The sequence below is a fragment of the Mesorhizobium sp. NPDC059054 genome, from assembly GCF_042739215.1.
Lineage (GTDB): Bacteria > Pseudomonadota > Alphaproteobacteria > Rhizobiales > Rhizobiaceae > Mesorhizobium.
The window spans coordinates 76136-87787 of the sequence record NZ_JBHYHV010000008.1; the positions used below are offsets into that span (position 1 = coordinate 76136).

12 protein-coding genes are annotated in these 11652 nt (G+C 64.1%); 10 read left to right on the forward strand and 2 right to left on the reverse strand.

Annotated features, from left to right (window positions below):
- Positions 1-22: 22 nt before the first annotated feature.
- Positions 23-1522, reverse strand: a complete 1500-nt coding sequence (locus ACFWXH_RS28675) for an NAD-dependent succinate-semialdehyde dehydrogenase (RefSeq protein WP_379124840.1) — start codon at positions 1520-1522, stop codon at positions 23-25.
- A gap of 244 nt (positions 1523-1766) precedes the next feature.
- On the opposite strand from ACFWXH_RS28675, the gene ACFWXH_RS28680 reads away from it, so the two are divergent.
- Positions 1767-2219 (forward strand): AAA family ATPase, encoded by a 453-nt coding sequence (locus ACFWXH_RS28680; RefSeq protein ID WP_379124841.1) that lies wholly within the window; start codon positions 1767-1769, stop codon positions 2217-2219.
- A 71-nt stretch (positions 2220-2290) separates the two neighbouring features.
- Here ACFWXH_RS28680 and ACFWXH_RS28685 read toward each other — a convergent pair whose 3' ends face one another.
- On the reverse strand, positions 2291-2779 hold the full coding sequence (locus ACFWXH_RS28685) for an Lrp/AsnC family transcriptional regulator (RefSeq protein WP_379124842.1): 489 nt from the start codon (positions 2777-2779) through the stop codon (positions 2291-2293).
- An 84-nt stretch (positions 2780-2863) separates the two neighbouring features.
- Here ACFWXH_RS28685 and ACFWXH_RS28690 point away from each other — a divergent pair, with 84 nt between their 5' ends.
- The 9 genes from ACFWXH_RS28690 (at position 2864) to doeA (ending at position 11650) form a co-directional block, all read left to right on the forward strand.
- On the forward strand, positions 2864-4249 hold the full coding sequence (locus tag ACFWXH_RS28690) for a PLP-dependent aminotransferase family protein (protein WP_379124843.1): 1386 nt from the start codon (positions 2864-2866) through the stop codon (positions 4247-4249).
- A 222-nt stretch (positions 4250-4471) separates the two neighbouring features.
- Positions 4472-5257 carry an ectoine/hydroxyectoine ABC transporter ATP-binding protein EhuA gene (ehuA, locus tag ACFWXH_RS28695; RefSeq protein WP_379124844.1) on the forward strand — a complete coding sequence of 262 codons (786 nt, stop codon included), beginning with the start codon at positions 4472-4474 and terminating at the stop codon, positions 5255-5257.
- 80 nt (positions 5258-5337) lie between these two features.
- Complete coding sequence (gene ehuB, locus ACFWXH_RS28700) at positions 5338-6189, forward strand: ectoine/hydroxyectoine ABC transporter substrate-binding protein EhuB (RefSeq protein WP_054313478.1); 852 nt, start codon at positions 5338-5340, stop codon at positions 6187-6189.
- A gap of 175 nt (positions 6190-6364) precedes the next feature.
- Positions 6365-7024 carry an ectoine/hydroxyectoine ABC transporter permease subunit EhuC gene (ehuC, locus tag ACFWXH_RS28705; RefSeq protein WP_379124845.1) on the forward strand — a complete coding sequence of 220 codons (660 nt, stop codon included), beginning with the start codon at positions 6365-6367 and terminating at the stop codon, positions 7022-7024.
- Positions 7024-7683 (forward strand): ectoine/hydroxyectoine ABC transporter permease subunit EhuD, encoded by a 660-nt coding sequence (ehuD, locus tag ACFWXH_RS28710; RefSeq protein WP_379124847.1) that lies wholly within the window; start codon positions 7024-7026, stop codon positions 7681-7683. The genes ehuC and ehuD overlap by 1 nt, the downstream gene beginning before the upstream one ends.
- A gap of 2 nt (positions 7684-7685) precedes the next feature.
- The gene (gene eutA, locus ACFWXH_RS28715) at positions 7686-8459 is read left to right on the forward strand and encodes an ectoine utilization protein EutA (protein WP_379124848.1); all 774 of its coding nucleotides are present in this window, start codon (positions 7686-7688) and stop codon (positions 8457-8459) included.
- 5 nt (positions 8460-8464) lie between these two features.
- Entirely contained in the window at positions 8465-9445 is a 981-nt protein-coding gene (gene eutB, locus ACFWXH_RS28720; protein WP_379124849.1) for a hydroxyectoine utilization dehydratase EutB, read from the forward strand.
- Entirely contained in the window at positions 9442-10434 is a 993-nt protein-coding gene (locus tag ACFWXH_RS28725; RefSeq protein WP_379124850.1) for a cyclodeaminase, read from the forward strand. Before eutB ends, ACFWXH_RS28725 begins: the two co-directional genes overlap by 4 nt.
- Positions 10435-10471: 37 nt before the next feature.
- Positions 10472-11650 carry an ectoine hydrolase DoeA gene (gene doeA, locus ACFWXH_RS28730; RefSeq protein WP_379124851.1) on the forward strand — a complete coding sequence of 393 codons (1179 nt, stop codon included), beginning with the start codon at positions 10472-10474 and terminating at the stop codon, positions 11648-11650.
- The last annotated feature ends 2 nt before the right edge of the window (positions 11651-11652 follow it).

Sequence of the window (11652 nt, forward strand, 5' to 3'; positions counted from 1 at the left end):
CCTTTTCGTCTCAGCCGCCGGCTTACGCCAGATCGAAGCAGATGTATTTGAGGTCGGTGAAGGCTTCCAGGCCGTGGCGCGAGCCTTCGCGCCCGAGACCTGATTGTTTGATGCCGCCGAAGGGGATCGGGGCGCCGGTGATCTTGACCCGGTTAACGGCCACCATGCCGTATTCCAGTGCGCTCGCCACGCGGCGCTGGCGCGCGCCGTTCTCGGTGACGGCATAGGCGACGAGGCCGTATTCGGAGGCATTGGCGCGGGCGACGACTTCGTCTTCGGCATCGAAGGGCGTGATCGCCGCCACCGGGCCGAATGTTTCCTCGCGCATGATCAGCGCGTCGTCGGAGAGGTCGGCCAGCACGGTCGGCTGGTAGAACAGCGGGCCGGCCGAATGCCGTTCGCCGCCGCAGAGCAGGCGCGCACCCTTGGCGGTGGCATCCTTCACCTGTTCGTCGACTTTCTTCACCGCCCGTTCGTGCATCAGCGGTCCGATGTCGCTGTCCGCGGCAAGACCGCCGCCCACTTTCAGCGCCGAGACCTTTTCGGTGAAGGCCGCGCAGAAACGGTCGTAGAGCGGCCGTTCGACATAGATGCGGTTGGCGGCGAGACAGTCCTGTCCCGAGGTAGCGAACTTGGCGTCGACGGCGATCTTCACCGCCTTGTCGAGATCGGCATCGGCAAAGACGATCAGCGGCGCATGTCCACCCAGTTCCATGATCAAACGTTTCATCGTCGGTGCGCACTGCGCGGCGATCAGCCGGCCGATCTCGGTCGAGCCTGTGAAGCTCATGGCTCGGACGCGTGCATCGGCGCACATCTGCCCGACAATGGTGGCGGCATCGCCGGTGATGACGTTGAAGACGCCGGCCGGCAGGCCGGCGCGCTCGCCGAGTTCGGCCAGAGCCAGTGCTGAAAGCGGCGTCTCGGAGGAGGGATGGGCAACGATGGTACAGCCGGCGGCAAGTGCGGCAGCGGCCTTGCGCGTCAGCATGGCCGAGGGGAAGTTCCACGGCGTCACCACCCCGACGACGCCGAGCGCCTCGCGACGGACAGCCATTTCGGCGCCCGGCAGGTGGCTGGTGACGGTCTCCACGTTCAGCCGCTTCGCTTCCTCGGCGTACCATTCGACGAAAGAGGCCGCATAGTCGATCTCGCCCAGCGATTCCTGCAGCGGTTTGCCCTGCTCGAGCGTCATCAGCAGAGCGAGATCCGCCTTGGCTGCGACGATGAGCTCGAACCATTTGCGCAGGATGGCCGAACGCTGCTGCGGCAGCAGCGCTTTCCAGCCGGACAGGGCACGTGCTGCCGCGTCGACCGCCTTGCCTGTCTGAGCGGCATCGAGTGCGGCCACCCAGGCGAGGCTTGCGCCGGTGGCGGGATCGGTCACCTCGAAGCCGGCGGCGACATCGCTCGCGGTCCAATGGCCGTCGACATAGGCATGTTCGCGATAGAGCCGCCGGTCGGTCAGGCCGTCAAGCGCTTCATGGCGCTGCTGGCGGGCGAAATGGGCATGGGCGGACATGGCGAGGTCTCCATCTTGGATGCCTTCAGTCTAGGGGCGCTGATGCGAGAGAAAGACCATTCCGCATGCGGCTGGCAGAGAAACTCTCTCTTCAGGCGCGGCGGAAGAGAGAGTTTCGACGGCGGCTCAGGTCATGAATTCGGAATATGATTGGTTGGACATTCGGCCCGCGAGGAACGGTAGGGGTCGACCCATCCCAGAACTCGGTACAAAGTCGTGGCCACCAAAGCGGAAGGATGTTCTTTTGGCCACGCTGCATCTGATGGTTGGACTGCCGGGCTCCGGCAAGACGACGCGAGCGAAAGAGATGGAAGAGGCATTGCCGGCCATTCGGCTAACGCCGGATGAATGGCATCTTCGCCTTTTCGGTCAGGACATCGAGCATCCCCAGCACGACATGAGGCATGATACGATAGAAGCGCTGCTTTGGGAGCTGGCCGAGCGTATTCTCACGCAAGGTGTTGATGTTATTTTGGACTTTGGTTTCTGGTCCAGGTTCGAGCGCGACGACTTTCGCAGGCGTGCCGCGCAATTGGGGGCCAGCACTGTCGTCCATTACCTGCCGACAAGGATGGAAGAGATTTTAAGCCGGCTCGCCGCTCGGAATGCGGCCGACACATTCCGCGTCTCTGATGAGATGATGTTGAAATGGTCCGAGATGTTCGAGCCCCCTACGGATGATGAGCTCGCTGCATAGGACGCTGAATAGTGGACTTCCACACCCAGAGCAGTGGTCTGCTCCGGGTACCAAGCGTCAGGTTGCCGCCACTAGTTGCCTGCAAGCAGCTCCGGTAGTGGCAGCACGGCCTCGTCTTTCACCGTCTTGATGACGATGTAGGTGAAGTAGCGGTCGATGCCGAGTTCACGCTCCAGCAGTGCATCGACCAGACGCTGGTAGGCATCGATGTCGGAGGTCATCACCTTGAGCAGGTAGTCGACGCCGCCACCCACCGACCAGCAGGCGACGATCTCGGGAATGTCGCGGATGGCGCGCTCGAAGCGCTCGAAATCGGCCTGCCTGTGCGCGCCCAGCGTCACTTCCATCAGCACCGTGGCGATGGGGGCGATGGCGCGCATGGCGATCCGGGCGTGATAGCCCGAGACGATGCCGGCCTTTTCCAGTTTCGCCAGCCGCATCCAGCAGGGCGTCGGCGACAATCCCACCTGCTCGGCGAGCGCCAGCTTGGTGATGCGCCCGTCGCGCTGGATGGCGTCGAGGATCTTCAGATCGATCGCGTCGAGTTTCAGTCCGGTCATATTCGTTGCTTTTCCTGTCGCCAACACCATGCAGGCGCATGATTCCGATTGTCAATTGCACTGATTTCGATCTCTAATGAAGTCATGACATTGTGGCGTCCCGATCCGGCATTGATCCGCCGTCCTGCCTATCTATCGCTGGCCGACCAGTTCGCGCGCGCCATCCACGATGGCCGGCTGGCAAATGGCGAGCGGCTGCCGACGCATCGGGCGCTGGCGGACGAACTGAAACTGTCGGTGCAGACGGTCAGCCGTGCCTATGAGGAGTTGATCCGGCGTGGGCTCATCGCGGGGGAAATCGGCCGCGGCAGTTTCGTGCAGACGCAGCGCCGGGAGCCGGACCCGCCCTATCTGCCGGAGCGGCCGGGCGAGGTGATCGACCTGTCGATCCTGAAGCCTGTCTGCGAACCGATGCATCTGGAGAAGCTGAAGCAGGCGCTCGGCTGGCTGGCCGAGACGCTGCCCGCGAGTTCGGCACTGTCGTTCCGGCCGAATATGGTGTTCCCTCGCCATCGCGCGGTGGCGGCGGAATGGCTGAAGCTGTGCGGTCTGGAGGCTTCGCCGCAGAACATCACCCTCACCAATGGGGCGACCGCCGGCATGACGGTGGCGCTGATGAGCGTGGCGCCGCCCGGCTCCACAGTGGTGACCGAGGCCATCGGCCATCACACGCTGGTGCCGCTGGCGCGTTATCTCGGCTTCCATCTGGAAGGCCTGCCGATCGACGATCATGGCATCGTGCCCGAGGCGTTGGATCAGGCCTGCCAGCTTTCCGACATCCGCGCCGTCTTCGTGCAGCCTTCGGTGATCAACCCCACCGCGACCTTGATGGGCGGCATCCGGCGCTCGCAGATCGCCGAAGTGGCGCGCAAGCACGACATCGCCATCATCGAAAACGATGTGCTGGGGCCGTTGCTGGAGGATCGTCCGCCGCCGGTCGCCTATTTCGCACCGGAACGCACGCTCTACGTCACCTCGTTCTCCAAGATCACCGTGCCCGGCCTGCGCATCGGCTACCTTGCCGCACCCGACCGCTATGTGGCGGCGGTGGCCAACCGGCATCTGGTGTCGAACTGGATGGCGACGCCGATGGTGGCCGAGATCGCCAGCAAATGGGTGGCGGACGGCACCGCCATGGAACTGGTGCGCTGGCAACGCGCCGCCGTGCGCCGGCGCCATGACATCGCGGCGGAGACGCTGGCCGGGGTGACGTTTCATGCTCATAACGACGGGCTGCACCTGTGGCTGCCGCTTCCGGAGGATCGTGCGGAAGAGGGGTTTGTGGCGCAGGCGCGGCTGCAGGGCGTGGCGATCGCGCCCGGCGCATCGTTCCGTATTTCCGAAGCCCCATGGCATCCGGCCGTGCGCATCTCGATCGGGTCGACCACCGAGAGCGAACTGCGAACCGGCCTCGGCGTCGTCACGCGCCTGCTGCTCGGCGATCCCGAGCATCTCCTGCTGGCGATTTAGTCGTTTTGCCTGAAATCCGGGCAGAATTGGAAAAATTGTCATGAGATTATTTTGGTAATTGACATGATTTTGTTGCTTCCCCATCGTTAGAGCAATTCCAGCAAAAGTGCGCAGCGGTTTGGCGTCCGGAATTGCGGAAGAACAAAGTTGGAGCGTTTCCACGTTTCCGTGAAAAACGGAAACGCTCTAGCGACAAGAGTTCTCCAACACGGGGATAGACGATTGGCCGCGCCCATCATCAAGGTCGACGCGATTTCGAAGAGCTTCGGTGCCTTCAAGGTGCTGGACGGACTGTCGATGCAGGTCATGCCCGGCGAGAAGCTGGCGCTCATCGGCCCGTCGGGATCCGGCAAGACCACGATCCTGCGCATCCTGATGACGCTCGAGCGCATCGATGGCGGCCACATCGAGGTCGACGGCGAACAGCTCTACCACATGGAGCGCGAGGGCTCCCTGGTGCCGGCGAGCGAACGGCATCTCGCCAGGATGCGCCAGAAGATCGGCATGGTCTTCCAGCTCTTCAACCTGTTTCCGCACAAATGCGTGCTCGACAACATCACCCTTGCGCCGATGCTGACCAAGGGCACGCCACGCGCCGCCGCCGAGAAGCGGGCGATGGAACTGCTCGACATGGTGGGCCTTGCCGACAAGGCCAAGGCAATGCCCGCGCAGCTTTCGGGCGGCCAGAAGCAGCGCGTGGCGATCGCCCGCGCGCTCGCCCTGTCGCCCAAGATCATGCTCTTCGACGAGGTGACCTCCGCGCTCGATCCGGAACTGGTCGGCGAAGTGCTGAACGTCATGCGCAAGCTCGCTGCCGAGACAGACATGACCATGCTGCTGGTCACGCACGAGATGGGTTTTGCCCATGACTTCGCAGACCGGGTGCTGTTCTTCGATCGCGGCAAGATCGTGGAAGAGGGCAAGCCCGACGACATTTTCCGTCATCCCAAGCAGGAGCGCACACAGAACTTCCTGAAGAAGATCATCGCGGCAGGACATCGCGTCTGACCGCAGGCGGAAGCGACCGATTGCCGCGCAGGCGGCATCACGACCACCAACAAAAACCGAAAAACATGGAGCTGGGAACAATGAGAACATTTACAACAACGGTAGCCGTCGCCGGTTTCGCGCTGGGTATTTTGGCCGCCACGACCGTCGGCAGCCGTGCCGACGACAGCAAGCTTGAACAACTGAAGAGCCAGGGTTTTGCTCGCCTGGCGATCGCCAATGAGCCGCCCTACACGGCGGTCGCTGCAGACGGCAAGGTTTCGGGCGCCGCTCCCGACGTCGCGCGGGAGATATTCAAGCGCCTCGGCGTGGCCGACGTCGCCGCTTCGATCTCCGAATATGGCGCGATGATCCCGGGCCTGCAGGCCGGGCGCTTCGATGTGGTGACCGCAGGCCTGTTCATGAAGCCCGAGCGTTGCGCCGCCGTCGCCTATTCCGAGCCGGTGCTGTGCGACGCCGAGGCCATGCTGGTGAAGAAGGGCAATCCCAAGGGCTTCAAGAGCTACGAGGATGTCGCCAAGGACACCGCCGCCACCATCGGCGCGCCGGGCGGCGGCACCGAGGAGAAGCTGGCGCTGAACGCCGGCGTGCCGCGCGACCGTGTCATCGTGGTGCCGGATGGCCAGAGCGGCATCAAGATGCTGCAGGACGGCCGCATCGACGCCTATTCGCTGCCGGTGCTTTCCATCAACGACTTGATGAAGAAGGCCAACGATCCGAACCTCGAGGTCATCGCGCCGGTGCAGGGCGCGCCCGTCTATTGCGATGGTGCCGCCTTCAACAAGAAGGATACCGCACTGCGCGATGCCTTCGACGTCGAGCTGGCGAAGATGAAGAAGTCCGGCGAGTTCGCCAAGATCGTCGAGCCCTACGGCTTCTCGGCCAAGGCAGCACTGTCGACGACGCGCGACAAGCTCTGCGCGGCGAAGTGAGACTTGGCATCCTTCCTTCTCCCCGTTCACGGGGAGAAGGTGGCCCGAAGGGCCGTATGAGGAGCTGCGTCCGTTTTGAGAAGTTCATGCTGCCCCTCATCTGCCTGCCGGCATCTTCTCCCCGTGAACGGGGAGAAGAGCGCAGTGATCCCGTTTTCATCAACCGGAAGACGCTATGACCGCCTGGTCCGGATATCTCGACCTGATTTTGCAAGGAGCGCTGGTCACCATCAAGCTGACGCTGATGGGGTCGGTGCTGGCGCTCATCATGGCGTTCCTGGCCGGGCTCGGCCGGTTGTCGCGCTTCTTTGCGGTTCGGACGCTGGCCACGGTCTATATCGAGTTCTTTCGCGGGACCTCGATCTTCGTCCAGCTGTTCTGGGCCTATTTCGTCCTGCCCATTCTCGGGTTCGAACTCACGCCGCTGCAGGCCGGTGTGCTCGCGCTCGGCCTCAATGTCGGCGCCTATGCGGCCGAGGTCGTGCGCGGTGCCGTGCAGTCCATCGGCAAGGAACAATATGAGGCCTGCACGGCGCTCAATCTCGGCCGTTGGCAAGGCATGCGCCATGTCATCCTGCCGCAGGCCTTCCTGGTCATGCTGCCGACCTTCTGCAACAACGCCATCGAGCTGCTCAAGGCCACTTCGGTGGTGTCGCTGATCTCGCTGGCCGACCTGACCTTCCAGGCGCAGGTGGTCCGTGCCCAGACCGGCAACACGCTGGTGCCGTTCGCCACCATCCTCATCATCTATTTCGTGCTGGCGTTGCTGATTTCCTGGGGCACACGCCGCCTGGAACGCCGCCTGTCGCGCGGTCTCGACGGAGTGCGCGTCTGATGGAATGGGATTGGGCCTTCGTCCGCGAGATCATGCCGACCCTCCTCGAGGGCGTGAAGATCACCATCCTGGCGACCATTCTGGGCTCCGCGCTGGCGGCGGCGCTCGGGCTTGCCATTGCGCTTCTGCGGCGCTCGGAGAACCGGATCGTCTCGCGCACGGTCGGCTTCCTCGCCGAATTCATCCGCGGCACGCCGCTCCTGGTCCAGCTCTACTTCATCTTCTACGTGCTGCCGGATTTCGGTCTGCTGCTGCCGCCGCTGACGGCGGGCGTCATCGGGCTTGGCCTGCACTACGGCACCTATGCGGCCGAGGTCTATCGCGCCGGCATCGACAACGTGCCGCGTGGGCAATGGGAAGCGGCCAAGGCCTGCAACCTCAACGGCCGCCAGACCTGGATGCACATCATCCTGCCGCAGGCGATCCCTCCGATGATCCCAGCGCTGGCCAACTATTTCATCGCCATGTTCAAGGAAACGCCGCTGCTTTCGGCCATCACCGTGCTGGAACTGATGAACCAGGCCAAAAGCGTCGCCAACACCTACTACCGCTATGTCGAGCCGATGACGCTGGTTGGCGCCTTCTTCCTGGTGATCAGCCTGTTCTCGGTGGTGCTGCTGCGATGGCTGGAACGGCGCTACGGCAAGGTGGAGAGATAACCATGGCACCCGATATCCACCTGCATCCGGACCGTCCGGCGCTCGACCCGCGTCCGCTGGAAAAGCGCGTCGGCCTGATCATCCTGGCGACCGATCACACCACCGAGCCGGACTATCGGCGCATGGTGGCGAGCGAGCGCATCGGCGTCTATGTCGCGCGCGTCGCCTACGCCAACCCGACCACGCCGGAAAACCTGCGCAAGATGCAGCCGGCCTTGACCGAGGCCGCCGATCTTATCCTGCCGGACGAGAAGCTCGACGCCATCTGCTATTCCTGCACCTCTGCCTCGGTCGTTATCGGCGATGTCGAGATCGAGGCTGCGATACAAGCCGCCAAGCCCGGCGTGGCCGTGGTGACGCCACCGATGGCGGCCATGCGGGGACTGAGGACAGTGGGCGCCAAGACCATCAGTGTGCTCACGCCCTACACAGTCGAGACCAGCCAGCCGATGGCGGATTATTTCGTCCGTCACGGTTTCAACATCGCGTCCTTCACCTGCCTCGGCTTCGACGATGATCGCGAGATGGCGCGTATCGCGCCTTCGACGCTGGTCGAGCTGGCGCGCCAGGCCATGCATGCCGATGCGGAAGCACTGTTCGTGTCGTGCACGGCGCTGCGCTCGGCACTCGCGGCCGTCGCGATCGAAGAGGCCATCGGTCGGCCCGTCGTCACGTCCAACCAGGCGAGCGCCTGGAATTGCCTCAGGCTCTGTGGCGACGATACCCCCCATCCCGAATGGGGCCGGCTGATGACCAGCCCCTTGCCGCGCGGCTGACAGCCATGGATGCAGTCACCTTCCAGCACATCCTCGCCGCGCGCGATCATATCGTGGGCAAGGTCGCCGCGACGCCGGTCGTGGTTTCGGCCAGCTTATCGGAGCGCTTCGGCGTCCCGGTGCATCTCAAGCTCGAGCATCGCCAGACGACTGGTAGTTTCAAGCTGCGCGGCGCTTCCAATGCGATCGCGTGGCTCGGCGCCGAAGACAGGAAACGCGGCGTCGTCGCCGCTTCGACCGGCAATCACGGCCGCGCGCTCAGCTTTGCGGCGAAGCTGGAAGGCATGCGCGCCGTCATCTGCATGTCGAAGCTGGTGCCGGCCAACAAGGTCGAGGAGATCCGGCGTCTCGGTGCCGAGATCCGCATCGTCGGCAACAGCCAGGACGATGCCCAGGTCGAAGTCGATCGGCTGGTGGCCGAAGAGGGGCTGGTCATGGTGCCGCCCTTCGACCATCCGGCGGTGATCGCCGGGCAGGGCACGCTCGGGCTCGAGATCGTGAGCGACGTTGCCGACGTCGCGACCGTGCTGGTGCCGCTGTCCGGCGGTGGGTTGGCAGCAGGCATCGCCGCGGCGGTGAAAGGCGCCAAGCCGGACACGAGGATCATCGGCATTTCGATGCAGCGCGGTGCGGCCATGAAGGCCAGCCTCGATGCCGGACGGCCGGTGCAGGTCGAGGAAGTGCCGACCCTGGCGGACTCGCTCGGCGGCGGCATCGGCCTGGACAACCGGCTGACCTTTTCGATGTGCCGCGATCTGCTCGACGATGTCGTGCTGCTGTCCGAAGCGGAGATCGCCGCCGGCATTATCCATGGCTACAGCCAGGAACGCGAGATCGTCGAAGGTGCAGGTGCGGTCGGCATCGCAGCGCTGCTGGCCGGCAAGATCAAATCGCATGGCCCGGTCGTGCTGGTGCTCTCCGGTCGCAACATCGACATGGGCCGGCATCGCGACATCGTCTGTGGGAAAGAGGAGCTGGCGGCATGAGGCCGATGACCATCCTCACCGAGACGGACCTGCGCCGTCTCGTCAAACTCGACCTCGAAGTCGTGGCCTGCGTGGAAAACGCCTTCCGCGCCCTCGCCACGGAGAAGGTGGCGATGCCGCCGATCCTCAGGCTCGACATTCCCGAGCATCGCGGCGAGGTCGATGTGAAGACGGCCTATGTGCCCGGCATCGACGCCTTCGCCATCAAGATCAGTCCCGGTTTCTTCGACAACCCCACGCTCGGCCTGCCGAGCACCAACGGGCTGATGGTGCTTTTGTCGGCAACGACCGGTGTCACCGAGGCGCTTCTGATCGACAACGGCTATCTCACCGATATCCGCACCGCCGCCGCCGGTGCTGTGGCGGCAAAACATCTTGCCCGGCCGGATGCCGCAAGAGCTACCATCTTCGGCGCAGGCATGCAGGCGAAACTGCAGCTCGAGGCGCTGAAGCTGGTGCGGCCGATCACCGAAGCCCGCATCTGGGCCCGCGATGCCGCAAAGGCGGAGGCGGCTGCCGGCGAATTGCGCGAGAGGCTGGGCATCGACGTGCGCGCCGAGCCCGATGCGGCGGAAGCGGCAGCCGGGGCGGATGTGATCGTGACGACGACACCGGCGACCGAGCCGCTGATCCATGCAGGCTTTGTCTCGGCGGGGCAGCATATCACCGCCATGGGTTCCGACGCCGAGCACAAGAACGAGATCGCGCCGGCGGTGATCCGCATGGCCGATCTCTATGTCGCCGACAGCGCCCGGCAGACACGCCGGCTCGGCGAACTGCACCACGCCATCGACGCCGGTCTGATGGCGGCCGATGCCGAGGTCGCCGAACTCGGCCAGATCATCGCCGGACGCAGGCATGGCCGCCGCACCGCGGCCGACATCACGCTTGCCGATCTCACCGGCACGGGTGTGCAGGATACCGCCATCGCCACGCTCGCGCGGGACCGGGCGAGGGCGGCGGATGCGGGAACAATCTTTGAAAGCTGATGGCCCTGTAAGGGGTCAAAACGAGGAAACTGGAAGAATGCAGCCCAACTTGAAGTTTTCGCGCGAGGAGTATGCGCAGCGCCTCGCAAAGACACGCGCGGCCATGGAAGCCAAGGGTGTCGATGTGCTGATCTGCTCGGACCCTTCCAACATGGCCTGGCTGACGGGCTATGACGGCTGGTCCTTCTACGTGCATCAGGCGGTGATCGTGCCGCCGCATGGCGAGCCGATCTGGTACGGGCGCGGCCAGGATGCCAACGGCGCCAAGCGTACCGCCTATCTGAACCACGACAACATCATCGGCTATGCCGACCACTATGTGCAGTCGACCGAGCGCCACCCGATGGACTATCTCGCCGAACTGCTTGCCAAGCGCGGCTGGGATGGCAAGCGGATCGGCGTCGAGATGGACAATTACTGGTTCTCGGCCAAGGCCTTCGCGTCGCTGCAGCAGCACTTGCCCAACGCCCGCTTCGTCGATGCCACCGCGCTGGTCAACTGGCAGCGCGCGGTCAAGAGCGCGACCGAGATCGACTACATGCGCAAGGCCGCCCGAATCGTGGAAGCGATGCACCAGCGCATCGTCGACAAAATGGAAGTCGGCATGCGCAAATGCGATCTCGTTGCCGAAATCTACGATGCCGGCATCCGTGGCACGGATGGCTTCGGCGGCGATTATCCGGCGATCGTGCCGCTGCTGCCGTCGGGCGAGGATGCGTCGGCGCCGCACCTCACCTGGGACGACAAGCCGATGAAGGTGGGCGAGGGCACCTTCTTCGAGATTGCAGGCTGCTACCACCGCTACCATTGCCCGCTTTCGCGCACCGTCTTCCTCGGCAAGCCGACACAGGCCTTCCTGGACGCCGAAAAGGCGACGCTCGAAGGCATGGAGGCCGGCCTGGCGGCAGCGAGGCCTGGCAACACCTGCGAGGATATCGCCAATGCCTTCTTCGCTGTCTTGAAGAAGTACGGCATCGTCAAGGACAACCGCACCGGCTATCCGATCGGCATCTCCTATCCGCCGGACTGGGGCGAACGCACCATGAGCCTGCGCCCCGGCGACCGCACCGAGCTCAAGCCCGGCATGACATTCCATTTCATGACCGGCCTGTGGCTGGAGACGATGGGATTGGAGATCACGGAATCGATCCTGATCACCGAGACCGGGGTCGAATGCCTGGCCAATGTGCCGCGCAAGCTGGTGGTGAAGGACTGACG

Coding starts and splice junctions, on each gene's coding strand:
- eutA (WP_379124848.1), top strand. CDS start 7,686: ATGGCACCCGATATCCACCTGCATCCGGACCGTCCGGCGCTCGACCCG.
- ACFWXH_RS28685 (WP_379124842.1), bottom strand. CDS start 2,779: ATGACCGGACTGAAACTCGACGCGATCGATCTGAAGATCCTCGACGCC.
- ehuC (WP_379124845.1), top strand. CDS start 6,365: ATGACCGCCTGGTCCGGATATCTCGACCTGATTTTGCAAGGAGCGCTG.
- doeA (WP_379124851.1), top strand. CDS start 10,472: ATGCAGCCCAACTTGAAGTTTTCGCGCGAGGAGTATGCGCAGCGCCTC.
- eutB (WP_379124849.1), top strand. CDS start 8,465: ATGGATGCAGTCACCTTCCAGCACATCCTCGCCGCGCGCGATCATATC.
- ACFWXH_RS28675 (WP_379124840.1), bottom strand. CDS start 1,522: ATGTCCGCCCATGCCCATTTCGCCCGCCAGCAGCGCCATGAAGCGCTT.
- ehuB (WP_054313478.1), top strand. CDS start 5,338: ATGAGAACATTTACAACAACGGTAGCCGTCGCCGGTTTCGCGCTGGGT.
- ehuD (WP_379124847.1), top strand. CDS start 7,024: ATGGAATGGGATTGGGCCTTCGTCCGCGAGATCATGCCGACCCTCCTC.
- ACFWXH_RS28690 (WP_379124843.1), top strand. CDS start 2,864: ATGACATTGTGGCGTCCCGATCCGGCATTGATCCGCCGTCCTGCCTAT.
- ACFWXH_RS28725 (WP_379124850.1), top strand. CDS start 9,442: ATGAGGCCGATGACCATCCTCACCGAGACGGACCTGCGCCGTCTCGTC.